The organism is Mycobacterium sp. NPDC051804 (assembly GCF_044452905.1).
GTDB lineage: Bacteria > Actinomycetota > Actinomycetes > Mycobacteriales > Mycobacteriaceae > Mycobacterium.
Genome location: NZ_JBITCD010000001.1, coordinates 739,832 through 765,682 on the forward strand (window position 1 = coordinate 739,832; position 25,851 = coordinate 765,682).

A 25,851-nucleotide genomic window follows, 5' to 3' on the forward strand; every position below is an offset into this window, starting at 1 on the left:
GCCGATGCTAAAGCTCGTCGGAGTCCGTGGCTGTGAAACGGGTGCGATCGTCGGGCACGACGGAGGCGGCCAGCATCGCCACCGAGATGAGAGCAAGCAGCTGCACGCCCGCGGAGTGACCGACGTATCCGTCGACGGATCGCCACGGATACTGGCTGAGGATGGCCCCCGCCAGGATCAGCCCGCCCGCGGTCGTCGTGACCGTCACGGCGTCGCAAAGCCGTTCGCGGTTGCGCAGCAAATACCGCACACCCACAGCGATGCCTACGACGATCGCGCCCGCCAGCCCGGAGATCAGCGCACCGACCGCCAGCACCGCAGCGCTCGTCGGCCACCTGCCCGGCCGCCACACCTCGGCGGGATCGTCCGGATCGGAGCGGCGGCGCACCGGGACGAACGCGAGCAGCGCCAGCACCGGCAGCAGGGCGAGGCCGCCGATCAGCCCGGCCCGGTACGGCGCATTCGACGGGAATGTGAGCGTGACGGGTCCTTCGGTGTCCGGGGGCAGCACCCAGCCCTGCTGCCAGCCGTTGACCTTGACCGGTGTCAGCTGGGTGCCGTCCGCGCGGTGCGCGATCCAGCCGGGGTTCACGCTTTCGGGAACGACCAGCACGCGCGACGCCTGCGAGGACGGCACGGTCACCTCACGGCGGTCGGCACTCCACGATTCGATCTGCACGGGAACGGTTGCCGCCGAACGGATCCGATCGGCCAGCGGGCCATCCAGCTGGACGCCATCGGCGGTGAACGCGGTGCCCGGGCTGATCAGCAGCTCCTGCTGGCCGGCGGGGAGCTGGATCGGTCCGGTCTGGCACGGCTGGGCCGTCACCGGCTTGCCGTCGAGCAGCGCGCCGACCGTCGTGCTTATCGAGGTCTGGATGAACTGACCGGCGACCCCGATGATCGGACCACGGCCGCAGGGCAATTCGATTCTCCGGAGGCGGTTGCGTTCGGCGTCGGCCGCGGCGATCGGGGCACCCCGCGCGTCGAGCGCCGTCACCTCAGCCAGGCCGGGAGGCTTCAGCTGGTCGAACCCGAGCGCCGTGCGGTCGATGATGTCGTCCCAGTCCAGGATCGACACCTTCACGGTGTCCGTGACGCGGGGTTTGAGGTCGAGGGTCTGCGCTCCCGCGTCGCCGGCCAGCCTGCGCACCTGTGGTCCGTCGCCGAGGTCGATGGCGACCAGCGTCGGATGTGCAGGCAGCTCAGACGAACTGGGTGTCACCTGTACGGCGGCCACCTCTCGGGCGGTGGGCAACTTCAGCGTGAGCGTGGGCGGCGACTTGTGTTGGACGACGCCTTGCCGCGCGGTCCACGCCGTGTCCGGGTCGCCGTCGGCGGCGGCGTACGCCGAACCGAGCACGTCGATCGGGTCCGCGTCGCCGGTGGCGATCGCGCTGCCGGGAGCCCGTACCAGGTCGGCGAGGTTGGGACCCTGACGCGCGCGCACCCACACCGTCGGCGTCACGGGCATCGGCTCAGGCACGGTCAGCGTGCGGCTCAGGTTCACTGGTTCCTCCGGCGACAACGCCATCGTCGCCGCGCACCGAATGTCGTCGGGGCTCTGCGCACAGCCCGACCTGCCCAGCAGTTCGGATCCCAGATCCCATTGCGCGACAGCCGAATCCGCCGGTGGTCCCGGCATTGCCACGGTGTGGCGCAGGTTGACAGGGTGGGCGAACCCGTTGGCGTCGTACTGGGTGACGGTGAAATCGGTGATGCCGAACTGCACGCCCGGCGACCCGTCGTCGGTGGCGACGGCGGTGATCCGCACCCACGGCGACTCGCCATAGGGCAGCGCCGCGGTCAACGGCTTGCCCGCTTCGTCGAAGCGCAGAGTGCTCGTGCCGTTGATGGTCGATATCTCGATGCGGCGGACCTGCGCGCCGACGGCGGTGGCGCTGGGTGTGACTGTGATGGTCGCGTTGGTGACCGGGTGGTCGAAGTCGACCTGGAGCCACTGACCGATCGCCGACTGCAGCGCATTGGACACCCAGCTGGTCGACGAATCGGCGTCGACGGCGGCCGCCGGGCCGGTGGCGGGTGCCACGTTGGGCAGCGCGGTCGAATCGGACGCTGAACTCGATACCGAGACCTTGCCGCCGGACCACTGCCCGTAGACGGTGTCGGTCCCCGGGGTCGGGTAGTCCATCACCCGGTTGAAGGTGTTGCGTGGATCGTCGGGAGTCCGGATGGCCGACGAGTGGTCGTCGACGCGTCCGTAGTCGGTTTCCCGCGCGAGCGGGGTGTCGGTGACGACGACGCCCGTCCCCGCGGGGACGGACAGGCCTGCCTCCTGCGCGTCCGCCGTGAGCAGCATGGGACCCAGCGGTGGCTGGCCGAGCAGGCGGCGACGCTCGTCGAGGCGCAGCAGCACCTCGGGCGCACCGTCCACACGGGCCATCGCATCGGTGTCGGCGAGGTACGGCGTCACCGGCACGGCTGGCGCGGCGGGGTTCACCCGGTAGATCTCGACGGCGGGGTAGCGGGGCCGCAGACCGCTGTCGGTGATGAAACCGGGCAGTGCGCCGGGACCGACCGGATCACCGAACTCGGCGACCCGCTCGAGGCCAGGCGACCCGTCGATAGCGCGGTGCACCAGGACTGGTCGCGCCGACCGTGACGTCTCGGGATCCAGGTCATTACGGACCGCTACATACGAGATCCCTTGCCGGGCAAGGGTATCCGCCAGTCCGGCGGATGGGCGTCCGGCGGCGAACAGACGCTGCACGGAGTCCAGCGCCCGGATCGTCTCCGGCGGGGTCAACGGGATCGAGTCCCGCACACCCCATGGGCTGTCGCCCAGCACCTGCAAGGGTTCGTCGTGACTGCTGCCCCACACCTGGGTGGCGAACGGGGCGCCCGGGGCGACCAGGACCCGGCCGGAATCGTTGTGTTCGTCGAGCCAGTCGGCGGTCTCGTGCCAGTACTGCGGGATCGCGTCGAACGCACCCGGCGGGGTCAGGCGGCCGGTCCAGGCCAGTGACGTCGCGGCCGTCACCGCGGCCAGGACGACGATGCCGACGGCCACCCGCTTGTCACGCTCGGGATGGGCGAACGCGTCCCGCCACACCGCGCGCGGTGCGCTTCCCGGCAGCGGGATGCGGCCCAGCAGGTGCGCTAGCCCCAGCACGATCGGCAACCGCAGCAGCGGTTCGAGTTTGTGGATGTTGCGCAGCGGAGTGCCGTCCGCGTCGAGGAACGCTTGAACCGCTTGCGCCACAGGCGATCCCAGACCACCTGAATATCCCAGCGCCAGCACCGTGACACCGACGAGCAGGATCGTGACCAGACGTCCGCGGGCTGGCATCGAGCGCATCGCCAGCCCCGCCAGACCGGCGGCCGCGACCAGCGTGGTCGCGAGCACCGCCACAGAACCCGTCACAAGCGAGGCGCCCGCCGTGGCGTTCGGCGCGACAAACGGTGTCCACACGTCGGTGCCGCGCAGCATCTCGGTGAGCGACATCCACCGCGTGGTCACACCGGAGGATTCGATGAAGTCGAGGAACGGCGGGCTGACCCGGCCGAGCAGCACGAGGGCGACCACCCACCACGTCACCGCGAGCACGATGCACAGTGCCCACCACGCGGTGAAACGCCACCACAACCGGTTCGGTTTGTGACAGGCCAGCCAGATCGCCGCCACCAGGCAGGCGGTCAGCGTCGCGACCGCGTTGACTGCGCCCATCAACGCGATGGCCACCGCCGACCGCGCGGCCAGCAGCCGTACCGACCCCTGTCCCCGGAGGGCGACAATCACCGGCAACAGGACCCACGGCGCCAGCATCATCGGCAGCGTCTCCGACGAGATCGCACCGATGGTGGTCAGCACCCGAGGGGACAACGCGAACGCGACGGCTGCGATGACGCGGGAGGTGGTGCTGCCGATGCCGAGCGCTTCGGCCACGCGCAGGAGACCCCAGAATCCGACCACCAGCAGGAGCGCCCACCACAGCCGCTGGATCACCCAGTCGGGCAGCCCGAGGACGTCACCGGCGAGGAAGAACGTGCCGTGCGGAAACAGATAGCCGTACGCCTGGTTCTGGGCCTGGCCGAACGGTAGGTCGCTGTTCCACAGATTGAAGGCGCGGGACAGGAACCGCAACGGGTTGGCCGTCAGGTCGAGCTTGGTGTCGGGTGAGATCTGTCCTGGTGACTGAGCGAACGTCAGGACCAGCGCCGCCGCAGCGACCACCCACAGCCAGCGCCGAGAGATCGGCGCGGTGTTGTTAACTTCTGTCGCCGTACTCAACCCTGTTGAGCACCGACGACGCCGGATCGCCCGCCTGCAGCGGGGGCTTGCTGTCCTGCTGGACCATCAGCGTCACCCCGAATACGGCCGCCGCGCCCAGCAGCAGGCCGACAACGATGCTGGCCGCGGCGGGCACGAGAAACCGATCCATCCGGCCAAAGTAGCAGACCGTGGATCCGTCGTGCCCTGACGACGAGCGCGTCTTCTGGCGTACCGACACTCCCCTCGCACGCGGTGGGCCCAGCACGGAGTGGGTGGGCTGCGCCGACGGCGGTGAGCTGGTCTTCAACGGCGCCGACCGCGTATACCTCGACGGTTACGAGTACTCGATCACCGTGGGGCCTGATCAGTTCGACAAGCTGCGCGCGGAGCTGGTTGGCCGACCGGGGGATCGAATGCCGCTTCGTTTCCTACTAGGGTCGGGGCCCATGGTTTCAATTGGTTCGGGGTTGCGCGCGCTGTGCGCCGCCGCGGCATTGCCCGTCCTCGTGTCCGCGTGCTCGACGGCCGCGGAGGCCCCGTACCCGGAGATGGCGGCGACGGCTGTGCCGCAGGCGCCGGTGCTCGTGCCGGCCCCCGCGTGTGGCCAGGGACCGGAGCTGCTGTCGCAGATCTCGACGCGCGACAAGCTGGCGCAGTTGCTGATGGTCGGCGTCAACAACGCGGCCGACGCCCGCGCCGTCGTCGAGAGCCAGCACGTCGGCGGCATCATGATCGGCAGCTGGACCGATCTGTCGATGGTCACCGACGGTTCGCTGATCGACATCGCGAACTCGGCGGCGCCGCTGCCGCTGGCGGTCAGTGTCGACGAGGAGGGTGGCCGGGTCTCGCGGCTGGCCTCGGTGATCGGCACGCAGCCCGCGGCCCGGGTACTGGCGCGGACGCAGACGCCTGAACAGGTGTATGCCGTTGCGCTGCAACGTGGTCAGGCGATGCGCAGTAAGGGCATCACCATCGACTTCGCTCCGGTGGTCGATGTCTCGGACTCCCCGGATGACAGCGTGATCGGCGATCGCTCCTTCGGCTCAGACCCCGCTGTGGTCACCGACTACGCGGGCGCGTATGCGCGTGGATTGCGCGACGCGGGGATGCTTCCGGTGCTCAAGCACTTCCCGGGGCACGGAAACGGTTCCGGTGACTCGCACACCGGCAGCGTCACCGCGCCGCCGATCGGCGACCTGCAGAACGCGGACCTGGTTCCGTACCGGACGTTGAACGCGCAGCTGCCGGTCGGCGTGATGGTCGGCCACATGCAGGTGCCCGGACTCACCGGCAACGAACCGGCCAGCCTCAGCCCCAGCGCGTACGCGCTGCTGCGCTCCGGTGACTACGGCGGCTCGCCGTTCAACGGCCCGGTCTTCACCGACGACCTGTCGTCGATGCAGGCGATCTCGGATCGGTTCGGGGTCGCCGAGGCCGCGCTGCGCGGATTGCAGGCCGGCGCTGACACCGCGTTGTGGGTGACCACCGGCGAGGTGCCCGCCGTGCTGGATCGGTTGGAGAAGGCGGTCTCAGCAGGGGAGTTGTCCATGCCCCAGGTGGATGCATCGGTGCTGCGGATGGCGGCGGTGAAGGGGCCCAACCCGCGTTGCTGACGCCTATCGTTCGCCTATTGCTTACCCTTGAGTAATGGCAGGTGGGACGAAGCGGTTGCCGCGCGCAGTGCGTGAGCAACAAATGCTGGACGCTGCCGTGCAGATTTTCTCGGTGAACGGCTATCACGAGACATCGATGGATGCCATCGCCGCGCAAGCCAAGATCTCCAAACCCATGCTGTACCTCTACTACGGCTCCAAGGAGGAGCTGTTCGGTGCGGTCCTGGACCGCGAGCTGTCTCGATTCGTCGAAGACGTGCGCGACAAGATCGACTTCACGCAGAGCCCGAAAGACCTGCTGCGCAACGCCGTTCTGGCGTTCCTCACCTACATCGACACCAACCGGGCGTCGTGGATGGTGCTGTACAGCCAGGCCACCAGCTCGCAGGCGTTCGCCCACACCGTGCGCGAGGGCCGCGAGCGGATCATCGACCTCGTCGGCCGACTCCTGCGGGCGGGCACGCGTAATCCGGAGCCGGAGACCGACTTCGACATGATGGCCGTTGCGCTGGTGGGTGCCGGCGAAGCCATCGCCGCGCGCGTCAGCACCGGCGATGCCTCGGTGGACGAAGCCGCGGAACTGATGATCAACCTGTTCTGGACGGGTCTGAAGGGCAAGCAGTCCGATAAGGACGCACCGGCCATCACCGCCCTTTAGGGGTTGTCAGCAGGTACAGCCTGAGGCGTCGTAGCTGGAGTACAGCGAAGCGCCGGCCTGCGCTGCGGCCGATATCCCGCCAGCGGCTTCGAGAGCCTCGTCGGACATGCGGCTGGAGAATAGGTCGTCGTACGTCACGTTGGCAGTGGGCATAGCTAAAGAACCTCCCGTTTGCGCCGCCAGCATCACGCTGTCGAGCTCTGCTGACGGGGTGGTCAATAGATAGCAGTATGTCAGGGTCAAACCAGCCGACAGTCGAATATTCTGTGGTTCCTCTATGAATTCGCCGTACCACGTGACAGCAAAACAATTTTCTTACGCAAGTTTATCGACGCAGGAGATCTCATGAGGTCTGGTTTCGAGCGCGAACTGTCCCGCGCCGCGACCCTCGACGACCTTCTCTCCGACGCGCACGAGCCGCTGCCCGGGCAGGCGGCCGACGCTGATACCTCGGACCTCCGACTAGCAGCGTGGTGTCATGCCGCGGCGAGCGGTGACTGGTCGTTGTTCACCGACCGCCTCAGTCGCGACGGCTGGTCGATCGAAGGGGTGCGGACCAGACTCGGCGACGTCCGCCGTAATCCGCGGGTACCCGCGCCGGCGTGGGTGACCGATGCGGAGTGGGTCGGTGTGGCGCTTCAGCGGGGTGGTGACGGCGATGTGCTGCAAGGAAATACCAAGGTGGCTTTCGCGCCGCTGCTCGCGCCGCTCGTCGCAGAGGCGCAGAAGCGGTTGTGGTCGACGGCCGATCCGAATGCACTCACGCTCCTGACCGACGGCGCGGCCACCGATCTGGCTGCGACGCTGATGAACCAGCTGTCAGACCTCGTATCGCCGGCGCTTTTCGAACAGTTCGCCACCGCAGGCAGTTTCGGCGATTTCGTTGCGGATATGACAGACGATGGGTTTCACAGGCTGTTCGGGGACAAACCCGTGCTGCTGCGACTGCTGACGTCATTGACGGTGCAATGGATCGAGACGTCGCGCGAATTGATCCACCGGCTGGCCGAGGACCTCGCGGCAGTACGCGGCACCCTCGTCGGCGCAGACCGAGACTGCCGGGTTGTCACTATTGCCGGCGGGCTCTCCGACCCGCACAACTTCGGACGTACCGTCCGGATCATCGGCTTCGACGACGGTGCCCGTATCGTCTACAAACCCAAGCACCTCGGCGTCGATGCGGCTTGGACGGCGCTCGTCGACCGGCTGAACCGCCGTGCACCCCCAGTAGAGCTGCGCGCGATGCGCGTGCTCACCCGCACCGGCTACGGCTGGACCGAGTTCATCGAGCATACGAGTTGCACTGAGCCCGAGGAGTTCTCGGAGTTCTTCAGGCGTGCTGGTGCCTGGCTGGCGATGTTCCATGTATTCGTCGGTGTCGACATGCATCAGGAGAACATCATCGCGACGGGCTCGCACCCCGTCCCGATCGATCTTGAGATGATCCTGCAGGCCGCCGACACCCGAGTCGGTGATTCCGGTGTGGCCTTCTCTTCTGCGATGCAGAAGGTGCTCGATTCCGTGGTGACGGTCGGGCTGCTTCCCGCGTACGGGAGGCATTCCACCAGCAAGGTGTTCGTGATCGGCGGAGTCCACTCCGATTTCTCGCCACGGGTGAGCCTGCGCTGGTTGGACGTCAACACCGACGCCATGCGTCCGGTGAAGATCGCCGACACCTCGAACACCGTCGCCAACCTGCCGTACGTCGGGACCAGGCGTGCGCGCCTCGGGGACCACCTCGACGGTCTAATCGCCGGGTTCGATGACTACGCGAGATTTTTGCACCGGCAGTCTCCGCGGGATCTGTTGCACGACTTCAGCGATCTGCCGATCCGAACTGTTATCCGTCCGACCAGGTTCTACACCGGGCTGCTGTCCCGACTTCGGGACCACCGCACCATGAACGACGGCGCAATCTGGTCCGCACAGGCGGATTTCACTGCGCGGCTGGCGGATTGGGACAGCGAATCGGATCCCCTGTGGGCGCTGCAGCGTGCCGAACGGACCGCTCTCGTCGATCTCAACGTGCCGCACTTCACCACCACCAGCGACGGCCACACCCTGCGCGATGCCCTGGGTACCTCCGTCGACCTCGAGGTGTCACCGGGCCTCGAGCGCGCAACGGCCCGCTTGCGCGGCCTCACCGATGATGAAATCGCTTGGCAGGTCGAGGTGATCCGGCAGAGCACCGACCTCCTTAGACCGCGGCCAGCCGTCGACATCGGCCCGTTGGCCTCTGATTTGCATGCGGAGCAGGAGTTTCTGGCCGAGGCGGACAAGCTGGCCGCCACGCTGGCCCACCTCGCGGTCCGTGGTGCGTCGAGCGCCGCGTGGATCGGTCTCGACTGGCTCGGCGATTCCGAGGTGTCACAACTCGTCGTGCTCGGACCCGACCTCTACAACGGCAACTGCGGCATCGCCGTGTTCCTGGCCGCACATTCGGCCGTGACGGGTGATGACGCCTCGGCTGCCTTGGCGGGCGATGCGGTCGCTGGGCTGCGGAGCCATCTCGCGGGCCGGAACCCGGCGAGGATGGCCCGCACGCTCGGCCTCGGCGGGGGCCTCGGTCTCGGCTCGATCATCTACGGATTGGCGGTTATTGGTGCCCTCCTCGAGGACGACGCGATCCTCGAGGACGCTCACCGCTGCGCGGGTCTGATCACCGACGACCTCATTGCCGCAGACCGCCAGCTCGACGTCCTCGGCGGCAGCGCGGGCGCGATTCTGGGGCTGCTTCGGTTGTACCGCCAAACGGGTGACGACGCCGCCCTCCGCACTGCGGAGAAATGCGGACGAGCGCTGATGGCCCACCACAGGGTCGGGGACAAGGGGGTCCGTACCTGGGCCAGTCCCGGCTTCGGCCGACCGCTCAACGGCATATCGCACGGGGCGGCGGGATACGCCTACAGCATGTCTGTGTTGGCGGCGGCCACAGGCAACGGCGAATTCGCAAGCCCGGTAACGGAATGCCTCGCATATGAAGAGTCCACCTACGATGACGCGCAACACGGGTGGGCCGATCTCCGCGACACCGCCGACGCGCCGTTTCCGTGCAAGTGGTGTTACGGCGCGCCGGGTATCGGACTGGCCCGGATCGCGATGACAAAGTTCGCCGGTGCGCCTGTGTCCTCGTATGCGACTGACATCGAACACGCCGCCACCAGTGTGCAGCGCCATTGGCCGGTTCCGACCGACACCCTGTGCTGCGGGACGCTTGGCAGTGTCGAATTCTTACGCGAAGCCGCCGACGCCCTTGGTCGTGACGACCTGCGCGTGCTGGCGACCCGCCAACTTCTCACCGTCGTCCTCGCCGCTCGTGCCGCCGACGATTACCGGTGGAGCAGCGGAACCGGGCGGTTCAACCTCGGCATGTTCCGTGGACTCGCCGGGATCGGATACACGATGATGCGGGAAGCACATCCGACTCTGCCCAACGTGCTGATCTGGGAGTAGGCCGTGATGCAGACTCACACCAGTACCCGCAACTACATCCGGCGCAGTTTTCCGATGCTGGGCAAGGTCCGCGGCCAGGTGGTCGGCTCGATAGGGCTCGGCCTCATGGTGTCGGCACTTCCGTTCGTCGCGAACGCCGCGTTCGGCCCGGTGATGCAGGCGATTGCCGACGCGGGGATGGCCGGCGATCTCGCAGGCGTGTGGAAGGAAAGCGGCGCGCTGTTGAGCCGTGCCGACAGGGACTCGGCCGGGTCGCTGGGGTGGCTGAGGACCCCGTTGCCGTTCGCGGTCCTCCTCGGAATCTGGGCGGCGGCGCTGTTGGCAGCGCAGGTGCTGGGCTTCGCCAGAGCCTGGGTCGACGCCCAGGTGGAATGGCGCCTACTGACGGTCATCCGCCGCCGCGTCCACGACCACATTCAGTCGCTGTCGCTGGACTTCTTCACCGGTGCGCGTGTGGGGGCGCTGATGCAGCGCGTGCAATTGGAGGCCGCGGGTGTCCAGCGGTTGCTCACGGTGTGCGTGATCCCGCCTGCGGTCGACGCGATGGTGATGGTTGCGGCACTGGCCTACCTCGCCGCTCTGTCGTGGCAGATGACGGTCGTCGCACTCACTCTCGCTCCGCTGGCGTTCATCGCACTGCGATTCACCGGGCGGAAACTACAGGCGGCCACGCAACGGATGATGGTCACGCACCGCTGGCTCGGTGGCGAACTCGAAGAGACCGTCAGCGGCATCTCCGAGGTCCAGGTCTTCAACGCCCAGCGCCGTCGCAGTGAGCGGTTTCATGAGGCATCGCTGTCGGCGGCCAAAAGCATTGCTGCGATGACGATCTGGACAAGTGCCGCCGCTACGAGCGCCAATGTTCTGATCGCGTTTAGTACGGTGCTCGTGTTGATAGTCGGCGTCGTGTTCGGGGCGTCCTTCGGATTGACGTTCGCCGGGCTTGTGGTGTTCGTTGGCTTCGTCCCGACGATGTTCGCCGCTGTGCAACGCATCGCCACCGCGTATTCGGCGTACCGATCGGTACTGCCGAACGTGATCTCGACCTATGAGCTCCTTGACACCGAACCCGCGGTGCACGACCGCCCGGATGCGGTGGCGCTCGGCGATGTTCAGGGCAATATCACCTTTGAGGACGTCGTTTTCAGCTACACGCCGGAGCATCGAGTGCTCGACGGACTATCGTTCTCCATCGCAGCGGGTGAGACGGTGGCGATTGTCGGGCCTATCGGGTGCGGCAAGACGACGATCTTCAATCTGCTTCTTCGATTCCTCGACCCGGAGCAGGGTCGTATTCTGCTGGACGGCAATGATATCGGCCGCGTGACGATATCGACTCTGCGCGAACAGGTCTCGAAGCTCGCGCAGTTCCCCTTCTTCGCCAAGGACACAGTCCGCGAGAACATCCGGATGTCTCGACCCGACGCCAGTGACGCCGATGTCGAGGAGGCCTGCAAGCTGGCCCAGGTGCACACGGTGATAGTCGACCCGGCCAAGGTTCACCGCGGCTACGACACCGTTATTGATGTGCAGGTGCCCTCCGGCGGGCAGAAACGGCTGATCGCACTCTCGCGCTGCCTATTGCGCAGGCCGGAGGTCCTGCTACTCGACGAGCCGACGGTGGGCCTGGATTCCGATCAGCGGGGGCGGCTGACGCGGGTCATTCGTGAGTACGCCCGATCCCGCACCTGCGTCGTGATCAGCCATGACATGGACTTCATCGCCGGTGTCGCCGACCGGATCATCGTCCTTGATGTCGGGCGGGCAGTGGAGCAGGGCACCCATGAGATGCTGCTGGCCCGAGGCGGCTTGTACCGCAAGCTCTACGACGCTCAAAACGTCGACCCGGCATTCGTCCGCAATCACCACCCTGTGGGCTCAGCGACCAAGGATCAGTCCGGCGGCAATCTCGATCCCGTCGGTCCGGACAGTGTCGGCGACGGCTAGGGCTCGCGACTTCATCGTCGGTTCAAGGACTGTGGCGAGCGCATCGGAGATCGAATGTGGCGTCGGTGCGGATTCCGGGTGCGCCACTCCGATGCCGAGCTCCTCGACGCGGCGTGCGTGGTAGGGCTGGTCGAAGTTGTGCGGCACCACCACCTGAGGTACCCCCGCGTGCATCGCCTGCGTCGTCGTGCCTGCTCCGCCGTGATGGACGACCGCCGCGACGCGTGGCAAGAGTGCCTGCAGGTTCGTCTCCGAGACGGTGAGGCAGTCAGGGGAATCGTTGGGCGCCTCGATACCGGCCCAGCCACGCAACACAAGCGCGCGCCGCCCAAGGTTTCGACTGGCGGCCACCATCGTCGCTCCTACCGTCGACGACACCGGCATGCTGCCGAAACCGAACAGAATTGGCGGTTCACCGGCGTCGAGAAACCTAATCAGGTCGTCCGCGAGTGGCCGAGTGTCGTCGCGTATCCAGGATCCGGTCTGTGTCACCGTCAGGTCCGACGGAGTCGGCCAGGGCGCCAGCGTCGGATCGGCTGCCAACAGCGGGCGGTCGGTGATCACGTGGGCGCGGACGTCGGTGACCGGCTCCAGACCGGCCGCTGCGCGCGCGGCATTGAGGCCCTCGCCCCAAACGTCGTTCCACCACTGCGCATCGACGTCCCATTGGGCGTGAGCACTGACCCCCTGCGGCCGCGGCGGCCCGTGCACAGGGGGCGGCGAATGATGTTCCGACGGCAGCGTGACGGGCGAGTACGCAGTGTAAAAGTAAGGGATGTCGGCTATTTCGGCGATCGACCGAGCGGCAATCTGCATCGCAGCACAACCGACGATGACACCACAGCCGGCAACGGCCTCACGCAACACCGCGAACTGCGCCGCGACGGTCGCGGGGGGCCCTCCCTCGACCTTGCGCGGTCCCATCCGCGGATCGTGTCCGATCGGGAAGTAGTCGAAGTCCTTCGCGAGCTCCTCGAACCCCGGTGGTACGCAGAGGCAGGAGTCGTGTCCGATGTCGCGCAGGTGCGATGCGAGGGCGACGATGGGCTCCACATCGCCGCGCGAACCAACTGTTGACAGCAGTGCCCGCATCCCCGCGAAGGTAGCATTTCTTTGCCCATGACAGACATCACAGCTGACAAGGCGCCGCTACTCGTATTGGCGGCGGGGCAGCGCTGCGGCAGCACTCTTGTTCAGCGGCTGCTGTGCTCGCATCCGAGCGTGCGGATCTGGGGTGAGCACGCCGGAGCGCTTCGGCAGGTCCTGACCGTGGTGCAGCGGCTGCGCCTGTGGTCGGATAGCAGTGGTATGGCGGGCAGACGCGAACTGGAATCGTCTGACTACGACGGCTTCATCGCGAATCTGACGCCGCAGCGCAGTCAGATCGATAAGGCCTGTGTCGATTTCATCGAGACGCTGTTTGCCGCACCGGCCCGCGACGAAGGCCGACCCGTCTGGGGATTCAAAGAGGTCCGTTATGGCCTGCCCGACGTGCTCCTGCTGCGCGATCTCTTTCCGCAACTGCGGGTGGTCCTGGTGGTGCGCGATCCGCGCGACGTGCTCCGCAGCCTCGATGAGTGGGAGAACCTCGGCGGCTGGAATCGCGTCAAGACCGAGGAATCCCTGCGCAGTTGGCATCACGTGGCTGGCAGCTTCGTCGGCGCAGACACAGATCCGCACCTTTGCAGTTTCATTCAGCGTGTGCGCTACGAGGACCTCGTGCACTTCAGTCCGGCCTGGGTCCCGGCGATCGCCGAGCACTGCGGTCTGGAGGCGGACCGGCTCGATGCGAAGGTTTTCGAGCGGCGGGTACATACCGTGGGCACCCGCGGGCGCACTGAGCGTCGACTGCGCGAATGGTCCGAACTGCCTGCGTCATTGCGCGCGCTCGTCGACGACGAGGATCTCCGGATGGTCGCATCAACGTACGGATACGACTTCGGCACCACTTAGAGCGCGGTCACCGAACCCAGCAGGTGGGGATCGCCCTTGGATGCGTGGCGCAGCGCCAACTCCCATCCGTCGGTGACACGGTCGACGTAGAGGTTTGCGCGCGCTGGCAGCACCACCGGTTTGACGAACCGCACCGAATACTTCACCGCGTCGGGCAGCTGCCCCTCGATATTGGCCAGAACGGCTGCAGCGCTGAACATTCCGTGCGCGATCACCGTCGGGAAACCGAACAGCTTGGCCGCGATCGGATTGGTGTGAATCGGGTTATGGTCTCCGCCCACGGACGCGTAATGCCGGATCTGGCCCGGCGTAATGCGCAGCACCGCGTTCGGCGGACCCAGCTTCGGCTGCTTCTGTGGCGGCGGCTTGGGCTCGTCGGAGAGGCTCGTCTTCTGCTGGTGCAGGAAGGTCGTCACCTGGTGCCACGCGGTCTCATTGCCGACGTTCACGTCGGTGATGATGTCGACGAGCAGGCCACGCCGGTGTTCACGCAGGTTCTCCGCGTGCACCTTCGCCGACACGGTGTCGGTCACCGCGATCGGGCGGTGCTGCGTGATGTGGTTCTCGATGTGCACCGAACCCAAAGCGGCGAAAGGGAAGTCGAATCCCGTGACCAATGACATGACGGTCGGGAATGTCAGCGCGAACGGATAGGTCAGCGGCACGGCGTCCCCGAAACGCAGCCCGGTCACCGCGGCGTACGCCGCCACGTTCGCGCTGTCGATCGGCAGATCCTCGACGGTCAGCGTGCGATCCGGCAACGTCTCGCTGCGTGAGATGAATGGCAGCGCGCCCACGGCCGCGCGAAGCATGTTGTTCACCGCGCTCAAGCTCCCAGCATGGCCTGGCCACACACCCGAATCGTGTTGCCGGTCACGGCATTGGACGCGGGACTGGCGAAGTAGGCGATGGTCTCGGCGACGTCGACCGGCTGACCACCCTGGTACAACGAGTTGAGCCGGCGGCCCACCTCGCGCGTCGCCAGCGGGATGGCCTCGGTCATCTTGGTTTCGATGAAGCCGGGCGCGACCGCATTGACGGTGATGCCCTTGTCGGCGTACTCGGCAGCCAGTGCGTCGGTGAGCCCGATCATGCCTGCCTTCGTCGCTGCGTAGTTGGTCTGGCCGCGGTTGCCTGCGATGCCGGCCATCGAGGACAGCCCGACGACCCTGCCGCCCTCGCCGATGGTCCCGTTGCCCACCAGGCCTTCGGTAAGTCGAAGCGGGGCAAGGAGATTGACGGCCACGACGGCATCCCAGCGCGCCTCGTCCATGTTGGCGAGAAGCTTGTCGCGGGTGATGCCCGCGTTGTTGACGAGGATGTCGAGGGACGAGCCGTGGTAGTGCTCACGCAGGTGTTCGGCGATCCGGTCCACGGCGTCGTCGGCCGTGACGTCGAGCGTGAGCGCGGTGGCCCCGACCTTCGACGCGACTTTTCCGAGGTCGTCGTGCGCACCCTCGACGTCGACGACGATCACGCTGGCGCCGTCACGGGCGAACACCTCGGCGATCGTGGCGCCGATCCCGCGCGCCGCACCGGTCACCAAGGCGATCTTGCCGTCGAGCGGTCGATCCCAATCCGCGGGCGGCGCCGAATCGTCGGCGCCGACCCGGAACACCTGTCCGTCGACGTAGGCGGACTTGCCCGACAGCAGGAATCGCAGCGTCGACTCGAGTCCGGTCGCCGCGGGCTTCGCGTCGGCCGCGAGGTACACGAGGTTCACGGTGGCGCCGCCCCGCATCTCCTTGCCCAGCGAGCGCGTGAAGCCCTCGAGCGCACGCTGCGCGATACGTTCGGCAACGCTGCCGGCCTCGTCCGGGGTGGTGCCGATGACGACGACGCGTCCCGACTTCCCGAGGTTGCGCAGCAGCGGGGTGAAGAACTTGTACAACCCCTTGAGGTCGACGGGTTCGGTGATGCCGGTCGCGTCGTACACCAAACCGCCGAACGAGTCGGCCCAGCGGCCGCCGAGGTTGTTGGAGACGACGTCGTAGTCCTCGGACAGCGCGGTCCGCAGCGGTTCCACCACGCGGCCCTCACCGCCGATCAGCAGCGTGCCCGCCAGTGGGGCATCGCCTGCCCGATAGCGGCGAAGCGTCTCGGGCTGGGGGATGCCGAGCTGCTTGGCGAGGAACGATCCGGGCGTCGAGTGGACGAGTTGCGAGTACAGATCGGTAGCCATGGGGACGAACTTACTCCAGAGTAAGAAGAGTGGGTACTATGGGCCTCATGGCCAGTGATACCCGTCGACGGGTCGCCATTCTCGGCGGCAACAGAATTCCCTTCGCACGCTCGGACGGCGCGTACGCCCACGCGTCCAACCAGGACATGTTCACCGCGGCGCTGGACGGACTGATCGACAGGTACAACCTGGCGGGCGAGACGCTGGGAGCGGTGATCGGCGGTGCGGTTTTGAAGCACAGCCGCGACTTCAACCTGATGCGCGAGTGCGTGCTGGGCAGCTCGCTGTCGCCGTACACACCGGCGTTCGACATCCAGCAGGCCTGTGGAACGGGGTTGCAGGCGACCATCGCCGCAGCCGACGGGGTCGCCGGCGGCCGGTACGAGGTGGCCGCGGCGGGTGGCGTCGACACCGCGTCGGACGCACCGATCGCGTTCGGTGACGATCTGCGGCGCGTACTGCTCGGGCTGCGCCGCTCGAAATCCAACGTCGACCGGCTCAAGCTGGTCGGCAAGCTGCCCGCATCCGTCGGCGTGGAGATCCCGGTCAACAGCGAGCCGCGCACCGGACTGTCGATGGGCGAGCACGCCGCGATCACCGCGAAGCAGATGGGTGTCAAGCGCGTCGACCAGGACGAGCTGGCCGCCGCCAGCCACCGGAACATGTCCGCCGCGTACGACCGTGGGTTCTTCGACGACCTCGTCACCGGCTTCCTCGGTGTCTACCGCGACAACAATCTGCGGGCCGATTCGTCGGCCGAGAAGCTGGCCACGCTCAAGCCGGTGTTCGGGGTGAAGGCGGGCGACGCCACCATGACGGCGGGCAACTCGACCCCGCTGACCGACGGCGCATCGGTGGCACTCCTCGGGACCGACGAGTGGGCGGCCGCTCACGGAATCGAACCGCTGGCGTACTTCGTCGACGGTGAAACCGCGGCCGTGGATTACGTCAACGGCGACGACGGCCTGTTGATGGCGCCCACCTACGCGGTGCCGCGGCTGCTGGCGCGAAATGGTCTGGGCCTGGGCGACTTCGACTTCTACGAGATTCACGAGGCGTTCGCTTCTGTGGTTCTCGCCACATTGTCGGCGTGGGAGTCCGAGGAGTACTGCAAGGAACGCCTCGGCCTGGACAAGGCGCTGGGCAGCATCGACCGGTCCAAGCTCAACGTCAACGGATCGTCGCTGGCAGCGGGCCATCCGTTCGCCGCGACCGGCGGTCGGATCGTCGCGCAGCTGGCCAAGCAACTGGCCGAGAAGAAGAAAGAGACGGGCGGTCCTGTCCGCGGCTTGATCTCGATTTGCGCAGCTGGCGGTCAGGGCGTCGCGGCGATTCTCGAGGCCTGAAAAACAGTTCCGGAAAGCGTGTAACGGCGCCGGGCGAACCGTCGATACACCGGATAGCTCCGTGTTGGCGTCTGACCCCCCGACCCGACGTCAGCACGGGGCTCTTAACTGTGAGCCTCTCTAATCGACCGGCTGCGTGAGATCGATGCGAACGACCTGTGGATCCGCAGAATCGGCGGCTACCACGACGTTCGCGCCAGGCCGCAGCGTGGGGCCCTCGTAAGGTTCAGCCTCCGCATAAAGTTCGGATGCCCGCTGCTCTCGGGAGAGTTCAACCCGTCGCACGCCCACGACTTGGCGGATCGTCGTGTCGTAGGGCGCCCGGCCCGGCAGTCGCACCCGCAGCCCGAACTCACACTTGACTTCGGCCGGTCGCCCGTAGCGTGAGAAAAAACCGCCGATGGTCCGCGCCGAGGTGACCTGCGCTGTGCCCGGCACCGGATCACCGCTGAATACGGGATCGCGCAACCCCCGCATGTGCCTGACAAACCAGACGAGCCACCCGATGGTGGCCAGGGCCACCACGGTCAACGTCACGACCACGATGATCACCTCAGTCGACACGGTCGTTCCTCCAGTCGATGATGAATCGAGACGATGGGGCTGAAGGGTCTACAACACAGGTCAGTTCGCGGCCAACAGCCAGCTTGGGGACCTCGGTCAGCGGTACCTGCTGGCGGTTGCGGCCGGCGACTCGAACCAGAGTCGGCATTCGAAGCTCCACCTCCAGCGCGTAGTACGGAGCGGCCGGCAGCTCCGGTTCGACCGGCGCCTTGCGCCGCTTGGTCGCCTCGGACTTGGTGAACGATTTCAGAACACCGGGGACCCGCTGACCCGACGCGAGTAGGTCGGAATCCGACATGACGGGCCCGCCCTCTGGCTCGTCGGGTATCCGCGTGTAGGCAACGAGGCCTGCCACCACGGTGACCGCGATGAGGCACGGGAAGAATGGCCACGTCAGAAAATCGAAGATGCTGTCGCGGCCGAAAGTCAAACGGGGACTCGTCGACAAGGGGTCCGTGCCGCTGGACGTGATGGTGTAGTCGCCGGCAACGGGTATGTGGGCGATCATCGCTTCGCGAATCGCCTCTCCAGCCTCATAGCCTTCCGAACGACGAGGAGCAGGCTCGGCGGCGTCGTCGCCAAGCAGGTCGGTCACGCTGGGTTTGGGGATACCACTCGGTGGGGTGATTACCAGCTCAAGGTTCTCGGGTATCACTGCTCCCACACCTCGCCCGACAGCGTCGGTTTTGAGAGTGATCAAAACGTCTCCCGCGGGGAGACGCATACTCGTGGAGCCGGGAACAGGCACATCCCCGTAGGTCTCGTCGGCCAAGCTGACAAAGTCCATCACAAACGATGCGATCAAACCTACGACGGCCGCGGCGAAAGCGACCACACACCAGTCGAACGCGTTGCGCGCGCCCCCAGCCTTGTGAAGCAGCCGATCAGCCGCGAAGGCTACGACGGCCACAAGTGCAGCGACCAGAACCCATTCCCACCACGCATTGCCCGCGAGCCAGTCAAGCACGCGCTAATGATGCCTCGTCAGCCCGTCGCGGGCGGCGGATCCTTCTTGGCCTTGATCGGCCCGGCAGTCGGCGGCGGAGTGAACAGTCCTCCACCCACACTGCCGCGAGCCGTCTGCAGGGCGACCAGGCCCCACGTCCCCAGCAGGGCGAGGTAGGCGATGGCAGCGGCCACCCGGAAGGCGGGCAGCCCGGTGTGGTTGGCAAGTTGCGTGGTGCCGGTGACGAACGTTCCTACGGGGAACGTCAGGCTCCACCACGTCAACGCGAACGGCATCCCGCGGCGCAGCGTGCGGACCGTCAGTTCGGTCGCCAGCACGATCCACAACAACGCGAAACCCCACACGGGCACGCCGAACAACACCGCGAACACGTTCATGCCGCTGGCCATCTCCGGCGGGACAGCCAGCGCCGCATTCGCACCAAGCAGACCCGCCGCGGTGATGCCCTGACCGAGCGGGCCGAGCACGATCCACAACGTCGGCACCCGTGTGGTCCCCGACGTGCCATAGAGCGCGAGCCGGCTCCAGATCATCGAGATGATGATCAGCGCGGCGACGAGTGACAGCCCGAACATCGCGTAACAGCCATAGAGCATCGTGGTGCGGCCGGTGCCCGGTGCCATGTGCGGGATCAGCAGCGCGCCCGACGCGGCGGACACCATCGGCGGCACCACCGGCATGAGCCAGCCGCCGAACGCGGCGTCCGGTTCGACGTTGATCTGGGTGAACATCAGGAACGGGATAGTCGCTGCGGTGAACAGCCCGCCGATCGTGCCCGCCGTCCACAACACCCACGCCAGGTCCACGGCGATGCGCTCGCCGATCAAGTCCTTGCCGATCAGCAGCGCGCCCGAGCCGACCGTCAGCAGTGCCATCGGCGCCGCGCCGTAGAAGTGCGCCATCTGGGGGTTGCGGACGTGACTGCGGGACGCCGACGGATGCCGAATGCGTTGCACCGTCACCGCGATGATGAGCACGACCAGCAGTACCGCTGCGACCACCCACACGATGCGCGCGAACACGTGTAGGCCGGGGATGTGGACGGGCAGCGTTGCGCCAGCGGTGGCGACAATGCCGGTGCCCATCACCGACGCGAACCAGTTGGGGCCGAAGTGTTGGAGTCGAGACAGTTCGGTCGTCATCGGGAAACATGGTCGCATTCGCGTGCTTCGATGTCGGGTATGGACATCAGCCTCAGCATCGTCGGATTGAACCCCGGCGGGCCGTCGCCCGTCGACGCGCTCGTACACAACCTCGCGAAACTGCGCGACGAGGGCTTTCGCCGCGTCTGGATGGCTCAAATGCCGTACGACGCCGACCTCACGACCGTGCTCGGCATCGCCTTTCGCGAAGTCGACGGCATCGAGATCGGTTCCGCCGTCATCCCGATCCAGTCGCAGCACCCGATGCAACTCGCACAACGTGCGCTGACACTCAGCCTGATCAGCGGCGGCCGGTTCAAGCTGGGCATCGGCATGAGCCACCGGTTGGTGACCGAAGGTATGTGGGGTGTCTCGTGGGACCGGGCGCTGCGTCAGATGCGCGAGTACCTCGATGCTTTGCAACCGCTGCTCGCAGGCCAGCCCGCGGACGCGACCGGTGAGTTCTGGACGGCCCGGGGTGCGCTTCAGCTTCCGGCGCCGGAGCCAGAGCTGTACCTCGCTGCGCTCGGTCCGCAGATGCTGCGGCTTGCGGGACGGCGCACAGCGGGCACGCTGACCTGGATGACCGGTCCCAAGACCCTCGCCGAACATGTCGTGCCGACGCTGCGTGACGCTAATGCCGAGGCGGGTCGCCCGGAGTCGGCGGTGCGGGTGGCTGCGTCGCTGCCGATCAGCGTGACCGACGACGTCGACGGTGCGCGTAAACAAGCCGCACAGGAGTTTTCGATCTACGGAACGCTGCCGTCATACCGCGCGATGCTCGACCGTGAGGGCTACGCCGGACCCGAGGATGCCGCGATCATCGGCGACGAAGAGACGGTGTCGCAGCGTCTCGACGAACTGAGCGCTGCGGGTGTCGACGAGTTCACCGCATCGATTTTCGACGCCTCGCCCGAGGTGCGTGCGCGCACCCGTGCACTGCTCCGTACCAAGGACGGAAAAGGGTGAAAATGGACCTGGTGTGACTGCCGTCACAAGCGTACGATCGATCGCACGACGGGTTCGGGAGTGACAATTCCGAAGAGCCGGCAAAGGGTTGAAAGCCGGACGCGCGAGACCAATGAGACGCACCTGATGTCCTCCCGAACCCGCCCTATATGACGTGATCCGCAAGACGCCCCCGGCAGAGTCCGGGGGCGTCTTGATGTTCGCCGATAATGTCTCCCGTGGCGACATCGAAGTCTGAGACCCGCGTCTTTCCCGGCCCTTACGATCGGGTTTTTCGCGCCGTGTGCGATGCCGCGCAGGCTGAGGGAATGAGGGTCATGTCGGCCGACCCCTCGACCGGGCAGATCTACGTGACCACGAACATGACGCTGATGACGTGGGGCGAGAACCTCGGCGTGACGGTCCGGCCCAACGCATCAGGGGTCGAGGTGACCGTTGGTTCGTCCCTGAAATTCGGGTTGGTGGACTGGGGCCGCAACGCCGAGAACATCAACAAGGTGTTCTACCGCATCGGCAGCTTGCTGAGCGGGCCCGCGGGTGCGTGGCATCCCGACCCGTCCCGCCGTCACGAACTCCGTTGGTGGGACGGCAACCGATGGACCGAGCAGGTCAGCGACTCCGGCCGACCAGGCGTCGATCATCTCTGAAAGCGTGATCTCAGCAATGATGCGAGCGCGGAGCGCGGCACCGACACCTCTTGTGGCCCAGCGACTTCCGGTAACCACATGCCTTGAGCGATGAAAAATACCACCGCGTCGTCGGTGATGGCGAAGTTCTGGTACACCCTGTCCCCGAGGGTGTTTTGCGGTGCTGGGCCTTCATAACCCCGCCAGTGATCATCCATCTGGCGCTGGACGATCGGGTCGAGGAGGGCCACCGGGTCGGTGCCCGACGCGAACAAGGTGTCGAGTGTAATCGGGGTGTGCGCAACGAGGTCGTAATTGAACGCCCGGAACGAGGTCACCGGGTGTGCCCCCGTGTTTCCGTAGCGCTCGAGAACGACGCTTGCGGTGCCTGAGATTGCAGTGCCCGACCCGTACGAGCGCGGGCTCACCCGGTAGTCGTAGGTCCGGTTGCGCGGTGGAACTTTGACGACGAAGTCCACGAATTCGTCCCTGTCGCGTGTCAGATAGTCGGTCAGTGTCCCCTGGTCGGGATACTCCAGCGGGTAACTGATGTCGATTGAGTACGTCTCGGCTTCGGTGACGACGTGACATATCTCGCTGGCACCGGCCGTCCCGCCGAGATCCACGCAACCCCGCATCGCCTCTGCTGTCTGTGCGACCGCGGGACTGCAGAGTGTCGTCGCGCCGACCACGCCCGCGGCCAGGATGCCAGCGAGGGAGGTCTTCATTCGGCGCCCGGATAAAGCCGGACCGACTCCACACCACCCGGGACGCTCGGCGGCCCCAACAGCACGGTGGAGGTGTTGGCGACCGGATCGTAGGTGAGCATCGACTGGCCGCCGCCGCAGCCGACCTGGGCCACGATGACCAGGTCGTCGCCGCTGGTGCCTACCAGTCCGACGCTGTCGCTGACGCCCGGAATGTCCACCCGTTCGGTGTGACCATCGGGAGTCAGCCGGGACACGAACGACGTACCGCAGGCTCCCGCAGTGGGCAGGAAAGTGCCGCTTGGCAGCTTGAAGGCGTTCCAGTTGCCGAGATTTCCTTCGAAGCCCGGTGCGTCGCCGCCGCCCGCGTTGTACGCCGTCAGCGCGGTTGGCGCGGTGCCGTCGACCGGTACCTTCCACAGCTGTTCGCCGGAACCGCCCAATTCGCTGCACTGCGTCAGGACGATGCCGGGTTCCCACCACTTCACCGGTGCGCACCGCGAATCGGACATCGGCGCCGGCAGTGTGCGGATGATAGTTCCGTCGTTTGCGAGCACCACCAGGCTGTTGTCCGATCGGGGCACGACCTCGTTGCCCAGGTTCGCGGTGCCCAGGACGAGCTGCGTCCCGTCCGGCGATTCGATGTAGTGGCCGCTGAATTGGCCGGCTCCACCCAAAGTCTCTGTCGGATAAACGAGTTCGTTATTGCCGGCCATGTCGATCCGTTTCAGGGTCCCTGCTGCGTCGCCGTTGAAACTGGTCGACACCAGCAGTGCTGTGCCGTCGGGGTGGGTGTAGGCAGGTGTGCCGTCGACGGGTACGACGGTGCGCTCACCGGTGTGCAGGTCGATGGACACCGCGGTCGGTTGGCCGTCACGCGTCGACTTGAAGAGGGCATGCCTTCCGTCGCCCGACCACTCGACCAGATCCGGCTTGTCGTCGCCGGGCGCGAACTCGGCGATCGAGTAGCGGTTACCGGCGGGATCCACGAGATACAGCACGTCGGTGGCGGTTTCATACGTCGGTTCTCCTGGAGTGGGCTCGACGCCGGGGTGGTGCGGTGTCACCGGGGTCCAGACGGCCAGCATCCATCCCTCGCCGACCTGCTCCCACGGCACGTCGCCGATACTGCGTTCGGTGCCCGCAGCGATGACCGGAGCCGCCGCTGGGGTGGCGGGTGGCGCAGCCTGCGTGGCGGTCGCTACGGCCGGGGCCGGCGAACCGGGTTGCCCTGCAGGCGAATCGGCTGACGATGAGCAGCCGACCAGCAGCAGCGATGCGGATGCGAGGATGCCGAAGCCGACGCGCAGGGCCGCTGCTCTTCTCGAGGTGTGAACCATGCCAGGAATTCTGGGACCGACCCCTTGACGAATTCTTGACGCCATGCAAAAGGCCCCCGGGAAGAGTCCGGGGGCCTTTTGGTTTCGATGCGGCGGGAAGGGGCTGTCCGCCTAGAACTCGGCTAGAAGGAAGCCTCGTCCAACTCCATCACGTCGTTGTCCAGGTGGTCGATGACCTGACGGGTGCTGGTCAGCAGCGGCAGGAAGTTCTTCGCGAAGAACGAAGCCACGCCGACCTTGCCCTCGTAGAACGAGCGGTCGGCATCGGCTGCGCCGTTGTCGAGCGCCTCGATCGCCACCGCGGCCTGCTTGGCGAGCAGCCAACCGATAACCAGATCGCCGACGCTCATCAGGAAGCGCACCGAACCGAGCCCGACCTTGTACAGCTCCGACGGGTTCTCCTGCGCGGCCATCAAATAGCCGGTCAACGCGGCCGCCATGGCTTGCACGTCCTCCAGCGCAGTCGCAAGCAGTGCGCGCTCGGCCTTCAGTCGGCCGTTGCCCGACTCGTTCTTGACGAACTGTTCGATCTCGCCGGCCACGTGAGCCAGCGCCACACCCTTGTCGCGGACGATCTTGCGGAAGAAGAAGTCCTGCGCCTGGATGGCGGTGGTGCCCTCGTAGAGCGAGTCGATCTTGGCGTCACGGATGTACTGCTCGACCGGGTAGTCCTGTAGGAAGCCCGAACCACCGAAGGTCTGCAGACTCTCGGTCAGCTTGGCGTAGGCCTGCTCCGAACCGACACCCTTGACGATCGGCAGCATCAGGTCGTTGACCTTGACCGCCAGGTCGGCGTCGACGTCGTGCAGGGCCTTGGCCACTGCGGCGTCCTGATAGGTCGCCGTGTACAAATACACCGCACGCAGACCCTCGGCGTAGGCCTTCTGGGTCATCAGCGAACGACGGACGTCGGGGTGATGCGTGATGGTGACGCGCGAAGCAGTCTTGTCGGTCATCTGCGTCATGTCGGCGCCCTGCACACGCTCCTTGGCGTACTCAAGTGCATTCAGGTAGCCGGTCGACAGGGTCGCGATGGCCTTGGTGCCCACCATCATTCGGGCCTGCTCGATGACGTCGAACATCTGGGCGATGCCGTCGTGTACCTCGCCGACGAGCCAGCCCTTCGCGGGGACGCCGTGCTGCCCGAGGGAGAGCTCGCAGGTCGCGGAGACCTTCAGACCCATTTTGTGCTCGACGTTGGTGACGAAGACGCCGTTGCGCTCGCCGGGTTCACCGGTTTCCGGGTCGAAGAGGAACTTCGGCACGAAGAACAGCGACAACCCCTTGGTACCTGGCCCAGCGCCCTCGGGGCGGGCCAGCACGAGGTGCAGGATGTTCTCGCCGAGGTCGTCGGCATCACCGGAAGTGATGAAGCGCTTCACGCCGTCGATGTGCCATGAGCCGTCCTCCTGCTGGACGGCCTTGGTGCGGCCGGCGCCGACATCGGACCCGGCGTCGGGTTCGGTGAGCACCATGGTCGAGGTCCAACCCCGCTCGGCGGCCAGCACAGCCCACTTCTTCTGCTCGTCGGTGCCGAGGTGATGCATGATCTGTGCGAAGCCCGGGCCCATCGCGTACATGTAAACCGCGGGGTTGGCACCCAGCACATGCTCGATCAATGCCCACTGCAGCGCCCGGGGCATCGGCAGACCGCCGAGCTCCTCTATCACGCCGATCTTGTCCCACCCGCCGTCGATCAGGGCGCACACCGATTTCTTGAACGAGTCGGGCAGCGTGACGGTGTGAGTTTCGGGGTCGAACACGGGGGGGTTGCGATCGGCGTCGGCGAACGATTCCGCGATCGGCCCCTCGGCCAGCCGGGCGATCTCGCCAAGCATCTCCGTTGCCGTCTCGAGATCAAGATCCTCGTATGCGCCCTCGCCGAGCGCCTGATCAAGGCCGAACACCTCGAACAGGTTAAATACCTGGTCGCGGACGTTGCTCTTATAGTGGCTCACTGTTCCTCCTCGTCGAGAGTGCCACTTGCGGTTGGGTACTTTTGGCTAAGTTACCCACCAGTAACTGGCCCGAACTATACCGCTCAGTAACTTGAACACAAAGCAGGCCAAAGCAATTTCCACGACCTATGCAACCCGGTGGTTGGTTGGGACCCCAAAAGCCCTGCTCACGCTCGAAAAACGTGCGCCTTT

Annotated in this window: 20 protein-coding genes; 8 read left to right on the forward strand and 12 right to left on the reverse strand. The window is 66.3% G+C overall.

Features of this window, described 5'->3' with window-relative positions; all coding sequences use genetic code 11:
* Positions 1-7: 7 nt before the first annotated feature.
* Both ACIA48_RS03650 and ACIA48_RS03655 read right to left on the reverse strand, forming a co-directional pair.
* Positions 8-4,252, reverse strand: coding sequence for an alpha-(1->3)-arabinofuranosyltransferase family protein (locus tag ACIA48_RS03650; protein ID WP_396727693.1), 4,245 nt, complete (start codon positions 4,250-4,252; stop codon positions 8-10).
* On the reverse strand, positions 4,230-4,403 hold the full coding sequence (locus ACIA48_RS03655) for a DUF2613 domain-containing protein (RefSeq protein ID WP_083128208.1): 174 nt from the start codon (positions 4,401-4,403) through the stop codon (positions 4,230-4,232). The genes ACIA48_RS03650 and ACIA48_RS03655 overlap by 23 nt, the downstream gene beginning before the upstream one ends.
* Before the next feature lie 277 nt (positions 4,404-4,680).
* Between ACIA48_RS03655 and ACIA48_RS03660 the strand changes: the two genes are divergently transcribed.
* Complete coding sequence (locus tag ACIA48_RS03660) at positions 4,681-5,847, forward strand: glycoside hydrolase family 3 N-terminal domain-containing protein (protein ID WP_396728494.1); 1,167 nt, start codon at positions 4,681-4,683, stop codon at positions 5,845-5,847.
* Between the two features lie 34 nt (positions 5,848-5,881).
* Positions 5,882-6,505 (forward strand): TetR/AcrR family transcriptional regulator, encoded by a 624-nt coding sequence (locus ACIA48_RS03665; protein WP_396727696.1) that lies wholly within the window; start codon positions 5,882-5,884, stop codon positions 6,503-6,505.
* A 6-nt stretch (positions 6,506-6,511) separates the two neighbouring features.
* Here the strand turns inward: ACIA48_RS03665 and ACIA48_RS03670 are convergent, their stop codons facing one another.
* Positions 6,512-6,658 carry a hypothetical protein gene (locus tag ACIA48_RS03670; RefSeq protein ID WP_396727698.1) on the reverse strand — a complete coding sequence of 49 codons (147 nt, stop codon included), beginning with the start codon at positions 6,656-6,658 and terminating at the stop codon, positions 6,512-6,514.
* Positions 6,659-6,850: 192 nt separating this feature from the next.
* Between ACIA48_RS03670 and ACIA48_RS03675 the strand changes: the two genes are divergently transcribed.
* Positions 6,851-9,958 (forward strand): type 2 lanthipeptide synthetase LanM family protein, encoded by a 3,108-nt coding sequence (locus ACIA48_RS03675; RefSeq protein WP_396727700.1) that lies wholly within the window; start codon positions 6,851-6,853, stop codon positions 9,956-9,958.
* A gap of 6 nt (positions 9,959-9,964) precedes the next feature.
* On the forward strand, positions 9,965-11,905 hold the full coding sequence (locus ACIA48_RS03680) for an ABC transporter ATP-binding protein (protein WP_396728496.1): 1,941 nt from the start codon (positions 9,965-9,967) through the stop codon (positions 11,903-11,905).
* On the opposite strand, the gene ACIA48_RS03685 is transcribed toward ACIA48_RS03680, so the two are convergent.
* Positions 11,837-12,997, reverse strand: a complete 1,161-nt coding sequence (locus ACIA48_RS03685; RefSeq protein WP_396727702.1) for a glycosyltransferase — start codon at positions 12,995-12,997, stop codon at positions 11,837-11,839. The genes ACIA48_RS03680 and ACIA48_RS03685 overlap by 69 nt on opposite strands.
* A gap of 27 nt (positions 12,998-13,024) precedes the next feature.
* Here ACIA48_RS03685 and ACIA48_RS03690 point away from each other — a divergent pair, with 27 nt between their 5' ends.
* Positions 13,025-13,858 carry a sulfotransferase gene (locus ACIA48_RS03690; RefSeq protein ID WP_396727704.1) on the forward strand — a complete coding sequence of 278 codons (834 nt, stop codon included), beginning with the start codon at positions 13,025-13,027 and terminating at the stop codon, positions 13,856-13,858.
* Here the strand turns inward: ACIA48_RS03690 and ACIA48_RS03695 are convergent.
* Both ACIA48_RS03695 and ACIA48_RS03700 read right to left on the reverse strand, forming a co-directional pair.
* Complete coding sequence (locus ACIA48_RS03695; protein ID WP_396728498.1) at positions 13,855-14,670, reverse strand: MaoC/PaaZ C-terminal domain-containing protein; 816 nt, start codon at positions 14,668-14,670, stop codon at positions 13,855-13,857. The genes ACIA48_RS03690 and ACIA48_RS03695 overlap by 4 nt on opposite strands.
* Before the next feature lie 14 nt (positions 14,671-14,684).
* The gene (locus ACIA48_RS03700; RefSeq protein WP_396727706.1) at positions 14,685-16,040 is read right to left on the reverse strand and encodes a 3-oxoacyl-ACP reductase; all 1,356 of its coding nucleotides are present in this window, start codon (positions 16,038-16,040) and stop codon (positions 14,685-14,687) included.
* A gap of 38 nt (positions 16,041-16,078) precedes the next feature.
* Here ACIA48_RS03700 and ACIA48_RS03705 point away from each other — a divergent pair, with 38 nt between their 5' ends.
* Positions 16,079-17,386: an acetyl-CoA C-acetyltransferase gene (locus tag ACIA48_RS03705; RefSeq protein WP_396728500.1), complete on the forward strand. Its 1,308-nt coding sequence runs from the start codon at positions 16,079-16,081 to the stop codon at positions 17,384-17,386.
* A gap of 120 nt (positions 17,387-17,506) precedes the next feature.
* Here ACIA48_RS03705 and ACIA48_RS03710 read toward each other — a convergent pair whose 3' ends face one another.
* From ACIA48_RS03710 to ACIA48_RS03720, 3 genes are read right to left on the reverse strand one after another with little or no spacing between them, the layout of a single operon-like run.
* Entirely contained in the window at positions 17,507-17,950 is a 444-nt protein-coding gene (locus tag ACIA48_RS03710) for a hypothetical protein (protein WP_396727708.1), read from the reverse strand.
* Positions 17,940-18,917 (reverse strand): hypothetical protein, encoded by a 978-nt coding sequence (locus ACIA48_RS03715; RefSeq protein ID WP_396727710.1) that lies wholly within the window; start codon positions 18,915-18,917, stop codon positions 17,940-17,942. The genes ACIA48_RS03710 and ACIA48_RS03715 overlap by 11 nt, the downstream gene beginning before the upstream one ends.
* A 17-nt stretch (positions 18,918-18,934) precedes the next feature.
* Positions 18,935-20,059, reverse strand: a complete 1,125-nt coding sequence (locus tag ACIA48_RS03720) for a TDT family transporter (RefSeq protein WP_396727712.1) — start codon at positions 20,057-20,059, stop codon at positions 18,935-18,937.
* Positions 20,060-20,098: 39 nt separating this feature from the next.
* Here ACIA48_RS03720 and ACIA48_RS03725 point away from each other — a divergent pair, with 39 nt between their 5' ends.
* Together ACIA48_RS03725 and ACIA48_RS03730 are read left to right on the forward strand one after the other, a co-directional pair.
* Positions 20,099-21,028 carry a TIGR03564 family F420-dependent LLM class oxidoreductase gene (locus ACIA48_RS03725; RefSeq protein WP_396727714.1) on the forward strand — a complete coding sequence of 310 codons (930 nt, stop codon included), beginning with the start codon at positions 20,099-20,101 and terminating at the stop codon, positions 21,026-21,028.
* A 308-nt stretch (positions 21,029-21,336) separates the two neighbouring features.
* Positions 21,337-21,675: a DUF2510 domain-containing protein gene (locus ACIA48_RS03730; RefSeq protein ID WP_396727716.1), complete on the forward strand. Its 339-nt coding sequence runs from the start codon at positions 21,337-21,339 to the stop codon at positions 21,673-21,675.
* Here the strand turns inward: ACIA48_RS03730 and ACIA48_RS03735 are convergent.
* The 3 genes from ACIA48_RS03735 to ACIA48_RS03745 form a co-directional block, all read right to left on the reverse strand.
* Positions 21,666-22,382: an esterase gene (locus ACIA48_RS03735; RefSeq protein ID WP_396727718.1), complete on the reverse strand. Its 717-nt coding sequence runs from the start codon at positions 22,380-22,382 to the stop codon at positions 21,666-21,668. The genes ACIA48_RS03730 and ACIA48_RS03735 overlap by 10 nt on opposite strands.
* On the reverse strand, positions 22,379-23,701 hold the full coding sequence (locus ACIA48_RS03740) for a hypothetical protein (protein WP_396727720.1): 1,323 nt from the start codon (positions 23,699-23,701) through the stop codon (positions 22,379-22,381). The genes ACIA48_RS03735 and ACIA48_RS03740 overlap by 4 nt, the downstream gene beginning before the upstream one ends.
* A 122-nt stretch (positions 23,702-23,823) precedes the next feature.
* Positions 23,824-25,659, reverse strand: a complete 1,836-nt coding sequence (locus ACIA48_RS03745; protein WP_396727722.1) for an acyl-CoA dehydrogenase — start codon at positions 25,657-25,659, stop codon at positions 23,824-23,826.
* Positions 25,660-25,851: the final 192 nt, after the last annotated feature.